The sequence below is a fragment of the Streptomyces sp. NPDC014864 genome, assembly GCF_043081525.1.
Lineage (GTDB): Bacteria > Actinomycetota > Actinomycetes > Streptomycetales > Streptomycetaceae > Streptomyces.
Window position 1 is genome coordinate 35,412 of sequence record NZ_JBIBWT010000020.1, and the last position, 15,648, is coordinate 51,059.

Genomic DNA, 15,648 nt, shown 5'->3' on the forward strand with positions numbered 1-15,648 from the left:
GTCAGAGGCAGCGGTGACCGTAGTTCCAGACGCCGAGCCGCCGTAGTGGCAACAAGTGGCAACGGTGGCAGCAGTGGCCGGAGGGGTCCCGCGTTCGGGCGCGGGGCCCCTCCGGCCGTTCCGCGAGATCGCGGGACCCCCGGAGGGGCCGCGGGGCCGCGGGACCGCGACTACGGGTGGAACCGCAGCACCTGCGGGTCGTGGTCGCTGATCTGGTCGTGGAACTCCGAGTTGATGTGCACGCTGTCGTACTCGAAGTCGCAGCCGCGCCGGATCGACGGGCTGACCAGGATCTGGTCCAGGACCTGCTCGTTGCCCTGGTAGTCGTAGGTGTACCGCTCGCCCCTCGGCAGCGACTTGATCGCCGACCACAGCTCGCCGTCACCCTCGAGGATGCCGGCGGTGTCGGAGAACTCGAAGTCATTCATGTCGCCGAGCGCGATGACGTCCGCGTTCCGCTGCACCTTCAGGATGTCCTTGACGAAGGCGTTCACCTCGGCGGCCTGCAGGTGACGCTGGACCTCCGACTTGCGCGCCGGCGGCTGGTACTGCGCGGTCAGCCCCTGGTCGCCGCCCTTGGAGGCGAAGTGGTTGGCGATCACGAAGACGGTGCGGCCACGGAAGACGAACTCGCCGGCCAGCGGCTTGCGGCTGTCCTCCCAGGCGCCGCTCGCCGGATCGATCCGGCCCGGGGAGGCCGTCAGGGCCGCCCGTCCGTGCTCACCGGTGACGCCGACGGCGGTGGTGGAGTCGCCGCCCGGACGGTCGGTGAAGGACACCCGCCCGGGGTTGAACAGGAAGACCTGGCGGATGTTGCCGCCCGGCTGGCCGCCGTCCTGGTCGTTGACCGGGTTGATCGAGCGCCAGTCGTACTTCGGGCCGCCCGCCGCGACGATCGCGTCGATCAGCTTGGTGACCGTCTGCGCGGCGTCGACCGTGCCGTCGTCGGTGGCGCCGTTGTCGTCCTGTATCTCCTCCAGGGACACGATGTCCGGCGACCGGAGGTTGTTCACGATCGCGGAGGCGTGGGCGGCGAAGGTGTCGTCGGACGGGTCGAGGTTCTCCACGTTGTACGTGGCCACCGCCAGCTCGCCGCGCGACTGCCTGCGGGTCGTCTCCCGCTCCAGGCCGCCCTGCTCGAGCGTGCCGAGGCTGCTCGCGACCAGGGTGTAGCCGCCGTACTGGTTGAAGTCCAGCGGGCCGGTGGTGGTGCCGGCGAGGGTGTCGCCGACGTTCGCGACGGGGAAGCCGGCGGTCGGGCCCAGCGACTGGATCTGGAGCCGGCCGGTGTTCTGGGAGTCGTAGGAGCCGTACACCGTGCCGCCGCGGCGGTTGCGGTGCTCGTGCGGCTTCACCGTGACCCACAGCTCGCTGTACGGGTCGGTCGCGGTGACCACGCGGGCGTCGGCGACCTGGACGTTCATGCCCTCCAGGGACTCGAAGTAGTCCAGGGCGTACGTCGAGGGCCGCAGCGGCAGGCCGTTGATCGAGCCGTTCGCGGCGGGGTCCCCGGCCGGGGTGTACGCGTCCGGCACGGCGTCGGCACCGACGACGACCGGGGCCGGAACCGCGTTGCCGCCGGAGACGACGGTGACGGCGGGCTTGGTGATCTCGGTGACCGACTGGTTGCCGGAGGAGGTGCCCCCGGGCACGTACTCCGAGACCGTGCCGGTGACCGTCACGGAGTCGCCGACGGCGACCTTGGGGGCGGAACCGGTGAAGACGAAGACGCCCTCGCTGGTGGCCGGGTCGTCGTCCGCGGCCGGGTCCTGCATCCAGAAGCCCTTGGACGAGCCGTAGGTGCGCACGCCGGTGACGATTCCGGCCACGTCGGTGACCTTCTGGCCGGCGTACGGGGAGGTCCGGGTGGTGCCCTGGATGTCGTGGATGCGCACGGAGTCGGCGTGCGCCGCCACGGGCAGGACGATCATTTGAACTGCGGCCGCCGCGGAACAGACGGCGGCGACGGTCAGCGCGCCGAGGCGCGCGGAAGACTTGCTCGGCAACGGAATCCCTCCGGGGAGTTTCGTGAGCGCCGGGACGTGGGTGGAGCGTGGGACCGCGGGCCGCGACCGGTGGGGCGGAGGCGGAGCGCGCAGAGATCAGTGAACAGATGTCCCCCGAATTTCTACGCGCGTCAATCTCCAGTGTGGTCACGGTAGTTGTCAAGGTTTCGGCCATGTATGAAGGCTGTCGGGGAGATGAACCGGGCGGCATGGGTGGAAATCCGTCTAGGCTGAGCGGTTGAGCCGTGGGCCGCCCCTGCAGGCGGTCGTACGGTGTTCCGAAGGTCGTACGGCCCTCAAGGCGCCCTAGGAGAACCAGCCGATGTCAGACAGGTCCCCGTTGCCGCCGGTGCGGCTGAGTTCCGAACCGGAGCTGGCCCGGGACGCGCTCGCCACCCCACTGCTGTCGCGGGCCGCGAAGCTCGCCCGCTGGGCCGGGCCCGGCACCCGCGTCGACGCCGGCGGCGGACTGGTGGACGAGCAGTTGCCCGCCGCGGCCGAGGCGCTCGGGCTGAGCGGGAACGACGCGGCGGCCTCGGCGAGCGAGGCGTGGCGGGTCGCCCTCGACACCGGCCTCGTCGAGATCACCGACGAGGAGGCGGGCACCGTGGCGTCCGGGGACGGTCTGGGCCTGCTCGCCGGTTCGCCGCACGACGTGCTCACCGTCTGGCGCGGGGCGCTGGAGACGGTGCTGGCCGACGCGAGCGTGCCGGACCTGGAGGACCTCGTCGACGCGATGGAGGAGGGCGGCACGGTCGACCTCTCGTCGCTGGACTGGGACCCCGAGCGCGAGGCGGAGTTCCTCGACGGGGTGCTCGGCAACCTGTATCTGCTGACGGTCGGCGAGGACGGGCCCGGCGAGGGCCCGGTGCCGCTCCCGGCGCTGGCCGCCTCCATGATCGTGCCCAGTGACATGGGTGAGCCCACGAACGACGTGCTGGAGCAGGTGTCCGACGCCATGATGCGGCTGGACGACCAGTTCCGGCTGCTGGAGCCGGTCGGCCTGGTGGAGTACCGGCCGGTGGACGAGGAGCTCATGGCGGACGCCGAGGAGGAGCCGTCGGCGCCGGACGACGAGATGGACGTCGCCCGCTACGGCATGGTGCGGCTGACGCCCCTCGGGCGGTACGGGCTGCGGTCCCGGCTCCTGGAGGCCGGGTTCGAGGCCCCGGCGGTCGGGGACCTCGCGGACAAGGGAGCCGACGCGCTGCTCGACGGCACGGCCCACTTCCCGCCCGCGGCCGCGCAGGCGGAGACCGAGCAGTGGCTCGCGCGCCGCGAAGCCCTGGACGCGGCACGGGAGTTGCTCGCGGCGGCGCGCGGTGGTGACGCCAGGGCGCCACTGCGGCGGCTTCGCTGCCAGCAGGCCCTGTCGCTGGTGGGGGCGCAGGCCGAGCCGGCGCTGCGGGAGGTGCTCGGCGACGCGGAGCTGGGCGGGCTGGCGCGGGTCTGGCTGACCGAACAGGGCGCCGCCGACGTGCCGGCGCCGTCCGAGGAGATGGTGTTCTGGCTGACCGTCGACACGCTCGCCGCGCAGCTCGCGGCCGAGGGGAACTCGACCGAGCTCCAGGCGCTGGTGGAGGGGCTGGCCCGGCAGCACAGCGGCTTCTTCGCGGCGGCGTGGCGGGTGAACCATCCCGCCACGGCGGACGTGCTGGAGGCGATGGGCCGGCTGCACCCGGACAAGAAGGTGGCCAAGGAGGCCCGCAAGGCCGCCTTCAAGGCACGTTCCGCGCACGGGGGCTGAGGCCTCTCCGGCGAGAGGGAGGGGCTACGGCCCGGCGCAGGCGCAGCGTCGGCCCGGCGAGGACGCGACGCAGGCGCAGCGTGGGCCCGGCGCATACGAGGCGTCGGCCTGGCGCGGGCGAGGCGCGGGCTCTACCCAGGCGCAGCGTCGGCCGCCGAGGTCGTGATGCGGGTCCGGCGCGGGTGCGGTGTGGGCCCGGCGAGGACGTGTCCCCGGCGAAGGCGCGGGCGCGGGGCTGGCGAGGCGTAGGCGCGCCAAGGATGTGAGGTCGGCCCCGGCTGTGCGCCGGCGCGGGCTCGGTGCAGGTGCGGCGTCGGCCTGGCGAGGTCGTGATGCGGGTCCGGCGCGGGCGCGGTGTGGGCCCGGCGAGGACGTGTCCCCGGCGAGGCGCGGCGCGGGGCTGGCGAAGACGCGGCGCGGGCGGCGGCGCAGGTCCGGCGTAGGCGCGTGTATCCCCGGCTGCCGGCGGTCCGGCTCCCGCTCCCGGGGGCGGCTCCTGCCCCGGCGGGTCCGGCCGCTGTCCCGGCGCCGGTGATCGTGCCGGCGCGGGGCCCAGGTCCGGGCTTTTGCCTCTCGTGGGTTCTTGTATACGGATTCATGGAAGGGAGCCCGGTGAAGTCGGATGGCGTTCAACTCCTGTTCAGCGGCAGGCGGGACGGTTGCGCCGGAACGAGGCCGTCGCCCCTCCACGGCTCTGACACCGTCACAGGAGACACCATGTCGCTCACCCGCAGGGACTTCGCGAGGAACTCCGCGCTCACCGGCGCCGGAGTCGCCCTGGCCGGCAGCGTCGGCGCCCTCGCCACCGCGCCGAACGCCCTCGCCTCCGCCGAGACCGGCAGCGCCGGTGAGGAGACGGCGGCGGCGCACGGCGGCGTCGGCTACGGGCCGCTGCTCCCCGACCCCAAGGGCATCCTGGCCCTGCCCGCCGGCTTCTCGTACCGGATCATCACCCGGAGCGGGGAGACGAAGCTGGAGTCCGGCGAGTTCACTCCCTCCAACCACGACGGCACCGCCACCTTCGAGGGCCCGCGAGGCGCGACCCTCCTGGTCAACAACCACGAGCTCAAGGGCCCGCGCGCGAACTGGAAGTACCCGGTGCCGCTGACCGAGGGCCTGGTCTACGACCCGGCCGCCTCCGGCGGCTGCACCGTCGTCGAGGTGCGCCGCGACCATGTCGCGGAGTGGGTCGGCATCGCCGGCACCTCCACCAACTGCGCGGGCGGCAGCACGCCTTGGGGCACCTGGCTGACCTGCGAGGAGACCGAGGACAAGGCCGGCCAGAACGGCATGACCAAGGACCACGGGTACGTCTTCGAGGTCGACCCCGAGGACCGGCGCGCCAACCGCGACCCCCGACCCGTCAAGGCCCTGGGACGGTACGCGCACGAGGCCGTGGTGGTGGACCCCAAGCGGGGCCACCTCTACCTCACCGAGGACGCCTCCGGCCCCAACGGCCTGCTCTACCGCTGGACCCCGCCGGAGGGCTTCCGGCACGGCCGCGGCAAGCTGCGCACCCTCGCCGACGACGCGGGCCGCCTGCAGGCCTTCAAGTGCTTCGACTCCGGCGGCAAGTTCGTCGACGACCTCTCGCGCGCCACGAAGACCGGCACCGTGTACGGCGTCGACTGGGTCGACGTCCCCGACCGCGACGCGAAGACGGTCCCCACGCGCAAGCAGTTCACCGACGACCGGATCACCCGCGCCCGCAAGCTGGAGGGCATGTGGTGGGGCGACGGCGGCGCCTACATCGTCTCCTCCTTCGCCCGTGCGGAGAGCCCGGTCCAGCACGACGGCCAGGTCTGGTTCTACGACCCCAAGCGCCGCACGCTCACCCTGAAGGTCCTCTTCGGCGTCAACCCGGCCCCGGCCGAGGACGGCGCCTTCGACGGCCCGGACAACATCACCGTCTCCCCCTACGGCGGTCTCGTCATCGCCGAGGACGGCGAGGGCGTGCAGCACCTGTTCGGCGCCACCGACAGCGGGCGTACCTACCCGATCGCCCGCAACGACCTGAACATCGGCACCGAACAGGAGCCGGAGTACAGCGAGTTCACCGGCGTCACCTTCTCGCCCGACGGGCGCACCCTGTTCGCCAACATCCAGGAGCCGGGCATCATGGTCGCCGTCACGGGCCCCTGGAAGCGCCAGCAGCGCGGCTGACTGCCCCCGGGAGCCGATTCGCTCGCCAGGCCCGCGGCGTCCGGAGCGCGACCGTCCGCGAAGGGGGGCGGGCGCCCTCCGGTCGAGGGCGCCCGTCCTGGGGTGTCCCCCTACAGCGCCTGAGCCGCCGGCTTCACCATGTTGCGTACGGTGCGGGCCTTGACGAAATCGCCCAGAGCGGTCATCTCCCACTCGCCGGAGAACTGCCGGATGAGCTTGGCCATCATCACCCCGGTCTGCGCCTCGGCGTGGGTGAGGTCGAAGCGGACGAGTTCCTCGCCGGAGGCCGCGTCCATCAGACGGCAGTACGCCTTGGCGACCTCGGTGAACTTCTGCCCGGAGAAGGAGTTCACCGTGAAGACCAGGCCGGTCACCTCCTGCGGGAGGCGCCCGAGGTCGACCACGATCACCTCGTCGTCGCCCGCGCCCTCACCGGTGAGGTTGTCGCCGGAGTGCTTGACCGCGCCGTTCAGGATGGTCAGCTTGCCGAAGTAGCAGCTGTCGAGGTGGTTGCGCTGCGGACCGTAGGCGATGACGGAGGCGTCCAGGTCGATGTCCGCGCCGCGGAACGCGGGCTCCCAGCCGAGGCCCATCTTGACCTGGGACAGCAGCGGGCGGCCGCCCTTGACCAGGGACACCGTCTGGTTCTTCTGCAGGCTGACCCGGCCCTTGTCGAGGTTGATCTTCCCGGCGCCGGGAGCGGGGGCGGCGGCGGGCGGGGCAGGCGGTGCGGCCGGTGCCGGGGGAGCGGTGACCGGCGCGGCGGGCTGCGGCGCGCCGGGCGGCGGCGGGGGCACCGGCGCCTGGCCCACGGGGGCGGGCGGCGCCGCCGGTTCCTCCACCGTGACGCCGAAATCGGTCGCGATGCCCGCGAGCCCGTCGGCGTACCCCTGGCCGACGGCGCGGGCCTTCCACTGGCCGCCCCGCAGGTAGATCTCCACGACCACCAGGGCGGTCTCGGTGCCGAGCCGCGGGGGCGTGAAGGTGGCCAGGACGGCGCCGCCGTCCGCGTCGCGCAGGGTGGCCGTCGGCTCGATGCCCTGGAAGGTCTGGCCCGCCGCGTCCGGGCTGGCGGTGACGACGATCTTCTCGATGCCCGGGGGGACGGCGGTGGTGTCCACGGTGATCGCGTCGGGCGCCGTGCCGCCGCCCGAGCGGTAGGTCACACCGGGCCCGGTGGGCTGGTTGTAGAAGATGAAGTCGTCGTCGGAGCGCACCTTGCCGTCGGCGGTGAGCAGCAGGCCCGATACGTCGAGCCGCACCGGGGCGGCGACGTCCACCGTCACGCGGGCGGCGGAGAGAGGGATGTTCGAGCCGGGGGTCATAGCTGTCATACCGGGAGAACGAACGAACCCCCTTTACCGTTCCCTTACCCTGCGCGCGTCCGGCGAGACTCGCCGCGCCCCCGGCCCGCCTCCCCTACGGCACGACCACGATCTTCCGGCCCACCCCCGCCGCGAACTGCTCCAGCGCCTGCGGGTACCGCTCCAGCGGAACGCGGTCGCTGATGAAGACCTCCGGGTCCAGCACCCCGTTCGCGAACAGCTCGGCCGCCCGCTCGAAGCTGTGCAGCACCGCCATCGACCCGGTGATCGTGATCTCCTGGTTGTAGATCCGGTACGGGTCGATCGTCACCCGTGTCGCGTAGTCGGCCACACCGAACTGGAGGAACGTGCCCGCCTTCGCGACCCGGTCCAGTCCGTCCTGGATCGCCGCCGCGTTGCCGGTCGCGTCCACCACCACGTCCCAGCCCCGCGGCCGGTCCAGCTCGTCCGCGCTCGCCGCGGCCGCCGAGACGCCGAGCCGGCGCGCCGTCTCCAGCCGCGCCGGGTTCACGTCGACGACGTCCACGCTCGCCGCGCCCGTCCGCTTGGCCAGCTCCAGCATCATCAGGCCCATGGTCCCGGACCCGTAGATCAGGACGTGCGCGCCGAGGCGCGCACGGAGCACGTCGTAGCCGCGCACCGCGCACGACAGCGGTTCCACCAGCGCCGCGTCCTGGGTACGGACGTGCTCGGGCAGCCGCACGCAGTTCGCCACGGGGGCCACCGCGTACTGGGCGGCGCCGCCCGCGGTGGTCACGCCGATCGCGGCCCAGCGCTCGCACAGGTTGTTGTGGCCGGTGCGGCAGTACCGGCACTCGTAGCAGTACAGCGAGGGGTCCACCGCCACCCGGTCGCCGACCGACACCTCCGTGACCCGCGTGCCGACGCCGACCACCTCGCCGGCGAACTCGTGGCCGGGCACGATCGGCAGCTCGGGCGCGAACTCGCCCTGCAGGATGTGCAGGTCCGTGCCGCACAGTCCGCAGGCCGCCACCTCCACGACCACCTCGCGGGGCCCTGGCGCCGGGTCCGGGACCTCGGTGACGACGGCGCGGCCCACGGACTCGATGACGGCGGCCTTCATTTCACGGCTCCCAACGACAGGCCCTGGACCAGTTTGTCCTGGGCGGCGAACCCCGCGGCGAGCACCGGCAGGGAGATGACCAGCGACGCGGCGCACACCTTGGCCAGGAACAGGCCCTGGCTGGTGATGAAGCCGGTCAGGAAGACGGGTGCGGTCTCGGCCACCACGCCGGTGAGCACCCGGGCGAAGAGCAGTTCGTTCCAGCTGAAGATGAAGCAGATCAGGGCGGTCGCGGCGATGCCCGGCAGGGCGATGGGCGCGACCACCCGGGCCAGGACGGTCGGCAAGCGCGCTCCGTCCACCCGCGCGGCCTCGATCACCGCCACCGGCACCTCGGCGAGGAAGGACTGCATCATCCACACCGCGATCGGCAGGTTCATCGCGGTGTAGAGCACGACCAGCAGCCAGATGTTGTCCAGCATTCCGGCGTTCCGGGCGAACAGGTAGATCGGCAGAAGGCCCGCCACGGCCGGCAGCATCTTGGTGGACAGGAAGAAGAACAGCACGTCGGTCCACTTGCGCACCGGCCGGATCGACAGCGCGTACGCCGCCGGGAGGGCGAGCAGCAGGACGCAGCCGGTGGACACCACGGACGCCACGGTGGAGTTGACGAGCGCGGGCCACGGGCTCGCCCCGCCGCCGGTGCCGAAGAACTCGCGGTAGCCGTCCAGGGTCAGCGCTGCCGCGAAGGACGGCGGGTTGGCCGCCGCGTCGGTCTCCGAGTGGAAGGACGTCAGGGCCATCCAGGCGATGGGCAGGAAGAAGACGACGCCGGCCAGCCAGGCCACCAGGCCGAGGCCCGGTCGGCGGCTCCGGGAGCGCGGGGCGAGGGTACTCATGCGCGGGACACCTCCTCGCGGAAGAGGGACGACACCACGCGCAGGGCGAAGGTCGCGATGACGATCGAGCCGATGACCACCAGGACGCCCGCGGCGGACGCGAGGCCGTTCTCGTGGGCCTGGTAGAAGCTCTGGTAGACGGTGTAGGGCAGGTTGGCGGTGCCCAGGCCGCCGGAGGTGAGCGTGAAGACGGCGTCGAAGTTCTGCACGATGTAGATCGAGCCGAGCAGGGCACCGAGTTCGAGGTAGCGGCGCAGGTGCGGCAGCGTCAGGTGGCGGAAGATCTGCCAGTCGCCGGCGCCGTCCACCCGCGCGGCCTCGATCTGCTGCTGGTCCCGGCTCTGCAGCCCGGCCAGCAGGATCAGCATCATGAACGGAGTCCACTGCCACACCAGCGAGGCCTCGACGGCGAGCAGCGGGGTGGTCGAGATCCAGTCGGGCTGCGGGCCGCCGACGTAGTGCAACAGGCCGTTGAACAGGCCGTATTCGGGGTTGTAGAGCACGTGCTTCCACAGCAGCGCCGCGGCCACCGGCACCACCAGGAACGGCGCGATGAGCAGGGTGCGGACCGCCCCGCGGCCGGGGAACCTCCGGTCCAGGAGCAGGGCGAGCAGCAGCCCCAGCACCAGGCTCGCCAGCACCACCGCCACCGTCAGCAGCACGGTCGTCCACACCGAGTGGCGCAGAGCGGGGTCGGTGAGCACCTGACGGTAGTTGCCGAGGCCGGTGAAGTGGCGGGCTTTGGGATAGAGGGCGTTCCAGTCGAAGAAGGAGATCACCAGCGTGGCCACGAAGGGGAGTTGGGTCACGGCGATCATGAAGACGAGCGCGGGCAGCAGGGGGGCACGGGTGGCCCAGGCGCGCAGCCGCGGCGAGGTCGGGCGCAGCGCGCGGGAGGCAGCGGCGGCTACCGGCGCGGTGGTCGTGGCGGTCATCGTCCCTCGTACTCCTCGGAGATCTTCGCGGCGAGCTTCTGGGACTTCCTCAGGGCCGCCTCGACGGACTGGCGTCCGGCGACGGCCGCGCTGATCTCCTGGGAGACCTTCGTGCCGAGATCGGTGAACTCGGGGATGCCGACGAACTGGATGCCGGGCGCGGGCCGCGGCTGCACGCCCGGGTCGCCGGGCCGGGCGCTCTCGATGGCGTCCTTCGTCCGCTCCTGGAAGGCGGCGGCCTCCTTGCGGTAGGCGGGGTTCGCGTACGTCGACGCGCGCTTGCCGGCCGGGACGTCGGACCAGCCGGCACGGTCGCCGACGAGCTGCTCGTAGCCCTTGCCGGAGGCCCAGGAGACGAACTTCCAGGCCTTGCCGGGGTTGCGGGACGCCTTCTGGACGCCCCAGGCCCAGGTGTAGAGCCAGCCCGAGGACGACGTCCGCTCGACCGGCGCGGGGGCGTAGCCGATCCTGCCCTTGACGGGGGAGCCCGCCGCCTCCAGGGAGCCGGCCGCCGAGGTGGCGTCGTACCACATGGCGACCTTGCCCTGGGTCATGTTGTTGAGGCACTCGGCGAACCCGGACTGGGCGGCGCCGGACTCGCCGTGCGCCCGCACCAGGCCGACGTAGAACTTCGTCGCCTTCTGGAACTCGGGGGAGTCCAGGCGCGCCTTCCAGTCCTTGTCGAACCAGGTGCCGCCGAAGGTGTTCACCACGGTCGTCAGCGGGGCCGCCAGCTCGCCCCAGCCGGGCAGTCCGCGCAGGCAGATGCCCCGCATCCCGGGCCGGGCGCCGTCCGCCTTCGCGGCCAGGTCGGCCACCTGCCGCCAGGTGGGGCGGGCGGGCATCCGCAGGCCCTTCGCCGCGAACACGTCCTTGCGGTACATGAGGAACGACGACTCGCCGTAGAAGGGCTCGCCGTAGAGTCCGCCGTCGTCGGCGGTGAGCGATTCGCGCATCGGCCCGAGAATGTCCTGCTGGTCGAAGGCCGGGTCCCGGGCCACGTACGGGTCCAGCTCGCGCAGCCAGCCGTTGCGGGCGTAGATCGGTATCTCGTAGTTGGACAGGGTGGCGACGTCGTACTGGCCCGCCTGGTTGGCGAAGTCCTGGCTGATCTTGTCGCGGACGTCGTTCTCCGGCAGCACGGTGAAGTTCACCCTGATGCCGGTCTCCTTGGTGAAGTGCGCGGCGGTGAGCTTCTGCAGCTCCAGCATCTGCGGGTTGTTGACCATCAGGACGTTGATCGAGTCGCCGCCGGACCCGGCCCCGCCCGCTCCGACCCAGCAGCCGGAGAGCAGCGGGGCGAGCAGCGTCCCTGCGGCGGCCAGGGCGAGCGTCGCTCGCGGCCGCCGTCGGCTCTGGGTTCGCATGGATCGCTCCTGGACGAATAGGTGGATAAGGGGTGCCCCTCGGCGCGGACAACCCCTGCGTGGCAGGTGAGTTCGAGAAATCAGACCCGGATGACCTGCGGGCCCAGCAGGGCGTGACGATGGGCCTCGGCCGCCGGGAGCAGGGTGCTCGTCACGATCGCCTCCAGCGCCCCGACCTCCGCGAACCGGCAGAAGCTGACCGCGCCGAACTTGGAGTGCACCCCCGCGAAGACGGTCCGCCGCGCCGCGCGGATGGCCTGCGCCTTGACCTCGCTGACGGCGGGGTCGGGCGTGGTCAGGCCGTGCTCCCGGGAGATGCCGTTGGCGCCGATGTAGGCGAGGTCGAGGACGAAGCCGGCGAGCATCTTCGTCGTCCAGTGGTCGACGGTCGCCAGCGTGCCCGCGCGGACCCGGCCGCCGAGCAGCAGCACCGAGACGTTCTCGGTCTCGGCGAGGGCGCCCGCGACGGGCAGGGACGCGGTGACCACGGTCAGCGGCCGGTCCGTCGGCAGCGCCTCGGCGATGAGCCGCGGGGTGAAGCCCTCGTCGACGAAGACGGTCTCCGCGTCGCCGAGCAGCTCGGCCGCCGCGGCGGCGATCCGGCGCTTCTCGGGGACGTGGCTGGTGGCGCGGAAGGCGAGCGTCGTCTCGAAACCGGCGCTCTCCACCGGATAGGCGCCGCCGTGAGTGCGGCGGACCAGTCCGTGGTCCTCCAGGGCGCGCAGGTCGCGCCGTACCGTCTCCTTGGCCACGCCCAGCGCGGCGGCGAGCGCGGTGACGTCGACCGCGCCGGTGGCGCGGGCCACCCGCACGATCTCCCGCTGACGCTCCTCCGCCGTCCTCGCGCTCACGGCCGACACCCGCTCTCCCTGCTGCGCTGCCCGTTCGGGCCCTGTGGGGCCCTCGGTGGAAAGTTCTACAGCGGGTGTGCGGCACGGACCAGGCCTGTTGCGGAACCGATGCTGCCCGTATGTGCCCGATCGCCGGGCGGCGTGCCCGTCCCGGACCTGCGTGACTGTGCGCCCGCCAGTGGGATCGGGCAGGTGCGGTGCCCGAACGCGGCGGCGGGCGGGCCCGTTCGATGCCCGCCCGCCGTGGCGAACGATCGTTTCGCGCCGCGCCTGGCCGCCTCGCGAGCCGCCCCGGGCCTCGTGCGCGCCCCCCCGCGCCGCCCCGCGCTGCCCCGGGCCTCGTGCGCCGCCGCTTCCGCGCTGCTCCGGGCTTCCCGTGCGTCGCCCCGCGCCGTCAGTACGGCCAGATCGGCGGGTCGGTCACGAATTCGCCGCCGAGGCGGGCGTGTGCCGGGTTCCCGGAGTCCAGCTCGCCCTGCTCGGCGATCAGCTTCCCGGCGTACGGTTCGGAGTCGTCCCGGGGCTCGTAGCCCAGTGCCCGCGCGGTCGACAGGTCCCACCACAGGCGGGTGTTGGCGGAGGAGCCGTAGACGACGGTGTGGCCGACGTGCTCGGCGGTCAGGGCCGCGTGGAAGAGGCGGGCGCAGTCGCCGGGGCTCAGCCAGATCGAGAGCATCCGGACGTCGGTCGGTTCCGGGAGGCAGGAGCCGATCCGCACCGAGACGGTCTCCAGGCCGTGCTTGTCCCAGTAGAGCTGGGCGAGATCCTCGCCGAAGCACTTCGACAGACCGTAGAAGGTGTCCGGGCGGTGGGGGGTGTCCACCGGGATCAGCGGGTCGTCGTCCCCCGGGCGCGGGGTGCAGCCCACCGCGTGGTTGGAGGAGGCGAACACGATCCGCCGGACCCCCTCCTCGCGGGCCGCTTCGTACAGGTTGTAGGTGCCCTCGATGTTGACCCCGAGGATCTTCCCGAACGGGGCTTCCAGGGGGATGCCCGCCAGATGGATGATCGCGTCCACGCCCCGGACCGCCCCGCGCAGGGCGTCCCGGTCGGCGAGGTCCGCGGTGATCGCGTCCGGCTCCTCCTCGATCGGCCGGACGTCCAGCAAGCGCAGCGCGTGGCCGTGGTCCGGCAGCAGGTCCCGCATCAGGGTGCCGATCCCGCCGGCGGCGCCGGTGAGCAGAACGGTGCGGGGAGCGGGCATCCTCGGTCTCCTTGCGTCGTCGGCGGCCATGAACCGTGTGCATGGACGAGGTTCATCTGCGTGGACACGCTGTGAACGGGGCCCCGCACCGCGTCAAGTGTCCCGCGCGGTCGTGAGATCCGCTGCCCTTTCGCGCAGCGCCGCCGCCGTCACCAGCAGCGCCAGTCCCGTCGGAAGCAACAGCGTCCCGGGGCCGACGTGTTCGACCAGCGCGGCCCCCACCGCCATCCCGGCCACGGTCGGCGCCAGGACGATCGTGTGGGCCGTGGCGGCCACCCGGCCCAGCAGCTCGCCGGGCGTCTGCCGCTGCACGGCGGTGAACGCGGCGATCAGCGCGCAGGGCAGACCCGCCCCGATCGCCGCGCTGCCCGCCAGCGCCACCGTGTCGTACGGGACCGCCCGCACGGCCACCCCGGCACCGGTGAGGGCGATGCCGTACACCGCGAACCCCACCTCGCCCAGGCGGCGCAGCGCGGCCCCGGAGACGAGCCCGACCGCGACCGACCCGGCACCCTGCACGGCGTACAGCACACCGGCGTATCCCGCGGGGCGGCCGAGGCCGTCCACGACGGCCTGGAGCAGCGCGCCGTTCAGGCCGGCGCAGAACATGGTGGCGCCCCCGGCCAGGACGAGCCGCCGCAGCCGCGGGTCGGTCCACAGCCGGCGGGCGCCCTCGGCGGTCCGCTCCCGCCAGGGGTGCGCGGGTCCGCCGGGGGGCTCCTCGTGGACGCGCAGCAGCGCGTACAGGCCCGCTGCGAGCACGAACGTGGCCGCGTCCACCACGGCGACGGCCGGGCCGCCGTACGCCGCGTACAGGCCCGTGCCGGCCAGTGGCGCCAGCAGTTTCACGCCCTCGGTGGCGGTCGTCCGCAGCCCGTTGAAGTCGCCGAGCAGCGCGGGACCCACCGCGGCGCCGACCAGCGCCGACTCCGCCGCGTCGTGCACGGTGCCGGCGGCGCCGTGGCCGAGCAGGACGGCGAGGAGCAGCCAGGGGCGGCCCGGGGAGCCGCCGGCGCACAGCAGGAGCAGGAGCGCCGCCGGCAGCAGGTTCACGGCGATCAGCAGAGGTCTGCGGCGGGTGCGGTCGGCGAGCGTGCCGAGCGGCGGGCCGGCCAGGGTGGGGGCCCACAGGGCGAGCGGGCACAGCGCGGCGAGCGCGTTGGAGCCGGTGAGGTCCTTGACCCAGACGGCCGACGCCAGGGACAGCGCCGACGAGCCGAAGCCGGAGACCACCGCCGCCGCCAGACACAGCCCCGCCTCACGGTCGCGCAGCACCCGCACCAGGGACCGGGAATACGTCGTCATACCCGACGACCGTGGTGCTGAGTCCCGCCCCGGGGGATCGGTCGGACGCCCTATTTCCGAGCACCGCCGCCGCACCGGTCGGCCACCCCCGATCGGCAATGCGCCGGAGGTGTGCCCCCGTGGCCCCGTCACCGATGAGTTCCGCCGTGGCCGCGGGTCTACTTCAGGAAGGCAGTCACCCGAGAGGCAAGGAGCAGCCCATGACCGACACCGTCCTGGACCTCGGACCGCAGGCACGGGTTGTGGCCCGTCTGGCGGAAGGGGTGCGTGAGGAGCAGCTCGCCGCCGTGACGCCGTGCCCGGACTACGCGGTGCGCCATCTGCTGGGGCATCTGCTCGGTCTGGCGGTGGCGTTCCGGGACGCGGCGCGCAAGGACCTGGGCGGGACGACGGACACCAGGCCGGACGCCGCCGTCCCGGACATCGGGCCCGGCTGGCGCGAGGAACTGCCCGAGGTGCTCGACGCGCTCGCCGAGGCGTGGCGCGACCCGGCCGCCTGGACCGGCGCGACCCGCGCGGGCGGCGTCGACCTCCCCGGCGCGGTCGCCGGTGCCGTCGCCGCCGACGAACTGGTGGTCCACGGCTGGGACCTGGCCCGCGCCACCGGCCAGGAGTACGTGCCCGACCCGGCCGCGGTGGAGGCGTCGTACGGCTTCCTGCGTGCCGCGGCCGACGGCCTGGACCGCCTGGACGGCCCGTTCGGTCCCGTCGTGGCCGTCCCCGAGGACGCCCCGCTGCTGGAGCGGACCGTAGGGCTCAGCGGGCGGGACCCGGGCTGGAAGCCCTGAACCGGGTACCGGACCCCTGCGCGGGCTGACCCCC

Annotated in this window: 12 protein-coding genes; 3 read left to right on the plus strand and 9 right to left on the minus strand. The window is 73.1% G+C overall.

The genetic code is table 11. The annotated features are described in order from the left end of the window. Nucleotides 1-170: 170 nt before the first annotated feature. Nucleotides 171-2,006: an endonuclease/exonuclease/phosphatase family protein gene (locus ACF1A5_RS28925; protein WP_392195820.1), complete on the minus strand. Its 1,836-nt coding sequence runs from the start codon at nucleotides 2,004-2,006 to the stop codon at nucleotides 171-173. A 322-nt stretch (nucleotides 2,007-2,328) separates the two neighbouring features. Here ACF1A5_RS28925 and ACF1A5_RS28930 point away from each other — a divergent pair, with 322 nt between their 5' ends. Continuing rightward, on the plus strand, nucleotides 2,329-3,753 hold the full coding sequence (locus ACF1A5_RS28930; protein WP_392195821.1) for a hypothetical protein: 1,425 nt from the start codon (nucleotides 2,329-2,331) through the stop codon (nucleotides 3,751-3,753). A gap of 717 nt (nucleotides 3,754-4,470) precedes the next feature. Beyond that, complete coding sequence (locus ACF1A5_RS28935) at nucleotides 4,471-5,916, plus strand: alkaline phosphatase PhoX (RefSeq protein ID WP_392195822.1); 1,446 nt, start codon at nucleotides 4,471-4,473, stop codon at nucleotides 5,914-5,916. Between the two features lie 110 nt (nucleotides 5,917-6,026). Here the strand turns inward: ACF1A5_RS28935 and ACF1A5_RS28940 are convergent, their stop codons facing one another. The 8 genes from ACF1A5_RS28940 to ACF1A5_RS28975 all read right to left on the minus strand — a co-directional run bounded on the left by ACF1A5_RS28940 (nucleotide 6,027) and on the right by ACF1A5_RS28975 (nucleotide 14,826). After that, nucleotides 6,027-7,241, minus strand: coding sequence for a TerD family protein (locus ACF1A5_RS28940; protein WP_392195890.1), 1,215 nt, complete (start codon nucleotides 7,239-7,241; stop codon nucleotides 6,027-6,029). 94 nt (nucleotides 7,242-7,335) lie between these two features. After that, nucleotides 7,336-8,325, minus strand: a complete 990-nt coding sequence (locus tag ACF1A5_RS28945; RefSeq protein ID WP_392195823.1) for a zinc-dependent alcohol dehydrogenase family protein — start codon at nucleotides 8,323-8,325, stop codon at nucleotides 7,336-7,338. Beyond that, nucleotides 8,322-9,164 carry a carbohydrate ABC transporter permease gene (locus ACF1A5_RS28950; RefSeq protein WP_392195824.1) on the minus strand — a complete coding sequence of 281 codons (843 nt, stop codon included), beginning with the start codon at nucleotides 9,162-9,164 and terminating at the stop codon, nucleotides 8,322-8,324. The genes ACF1A5_RS28945 and ACF1A5_RS28950 overlap by 4 nt, the downstream gene beginning before the upstream one ends. Beyond that, nucleotides 9,161-10,099, minus strand: a complete 939-nt coding sequence (locus ACF1A5_RS28955; RefSeq protein ID WP_392195825.1) for a carbohydrate ABC transporter permease — start codon at nucleotides 10,097-10,099, stop codon at nucleotides 9,161-9,163. Before ACF1A5_RS28955 ends, ACF1A5_RS28950 begins: the two co-directional genes overlap by 4 nt. Beyond that, complete coding sequence (locus ACF1A5_RS28960; protein ID WP_392195826.1) at nucleotides 10,096-11,466, minus strand: ABC transporter substrate-binding protein; 1,371 nt, start codon at nucleotides 11,464-11,466, stop codon at nucleotides 10,096-10,098. The genes ACF1A5_RS28955 and ACF1A5_RS28960 overlap by 4 nt, the downstream gene beginning before the upstream one ends. 80 nt (nucleotides 11,467-11,546) lie before the next feature. Then, complete coding sequence (locus tag ACF1A5_RS28965; RefSeq protein ID WP_392195827.1) at nucleotides 11,547-12,317, minus strand: DeoR/GlpR family DNA-binding transcription regulator; 771 nt, start codon at nucleotides 12,315-12,317, stop codon at nucleotides 11,547-11,549. 394 nt (nucleotides 12,318-12,711) lie between these two features. Next, the gene (locus tag ACF1A5_RS28970; protein ID WP_392195828.1) at nucleotides 12,712-13,521 is read right to left on the minus strand and encodes an NAD-dependent epimerase/dehydratase family protein; all 810 of its coding nucleotides are present in this window, start codon (nucleotides 13,519-13,521) and stop codon (nucleotides 12,712-12,714) included. Nucleotides 13,522-13,614: 93 nt separating this feature from the next. Then, entirely contained in the window at nucleotides 13,615-14,826 is a 1,212-nt protein-coding gene (locus ACF1A5_RS28975; RefSeq protein ID WP_392195829.1) for an MFS transporter, read from the minus strand. A 200-nt stretch (nucleotides 14,827-15,026) separates the two neighbouring features. Here ACF1A5_RS28975 and ACF1A5_RS28980 point away from each other — a divergent pair, with 200 nt between their 5' ends. Beyond that, nucleotides 15,027-15,614, plus strand: a complete 588-nt coding sequence (locus ACF1A5_RS28980) for a TIGR03086 family metal-binding protein (RefSeq protein WP_392195830.1) — start codon at nucleotides 15,027-15,029, stop codon at nucleotides 15,612-15,614. The last annotated feature ends 34 nt before the right edge of the window (nucleotides 15,615-15,648 follow it).

Excerpts from the sequence above, each read along its gene's own strand:
- ACF1A5_RS28940 (WP_392195890.1), bottom strand. The coding sequence starts at position 7,241 with ATGACCCCCGGCTCGAACATCCCTCTCTCCGCCGCCCGCGTGACGGTG.
- ACF1A5_RS28975 (WP_392195829.1), bottom strand. The coding sequence starts at position 14,826 with ATGACGACGTATTCCCGGTCCCTGGTGCGGGTGCTGCGCGACCGTGAG.
- ACF1A5_RS28980 (WP_392195830.1), top strand. The coding sequence starts at position 15,027 with ATGACCGACACCGTCCTGGACCTCGGACCGCAGGCACGGGTTGTGGCC.
- ACF1A5_RS28930 (WP_392195821.1), top strand. The coding sequence starts at position 2,329 with ATGTCAGACAGGTCCCCGTTGCCGCCGGTGCGGCTGAGTTCCGAACCG.
- ACF1A5_RS28945 (WP_392195823.1), bottom strand. The coding sequence starts at position 8,325 with ATGAAGGCCGCCGTCATCGAGTCCGTGGGCCGCGCCGTCGTCACCGAG.
- ACF1A5_RS28935 (WP_392195822.1), top strand. The coding sequence starts at position 4,471 with ATGTCGCTCACCCGCAGGGACTTCGCGAGGAACTCCGCGCTCACCGGC.
- ACF1A5_RS28955 (WP_392195825.1), bottom strand. The coding sequence starts at position 10,099 with ATGACCGCCACGACCACCGCGCCGGTAGCCGCCGCTGCCTCCCGCGCG.
- ACF1A5_RS28950 (WP_392195824.1), bottom strand. The coding sequence starts at position 9,164 with ATGAGTACCCTCGCCCCGCGCTCCCGGAGCCGCCGACCGGGCCTCGGC.
- ACF1A5_RS28960 (WP_392195826.1), bottom strand. The coding sequence starts at position 11,466 with ATGCGAACCCAGAGCCGACGGCGGCCGCGAGCGACGCTCGCCCTGGCC.
- ACF1A5_RS28970 (WP_392195828.1), bottom strand. The coding sequence starts at position 13,521 with ATGCCCGCTCCCCGCACCGTTCTGCTCACCGGCGCCGCCGGCGGGATC.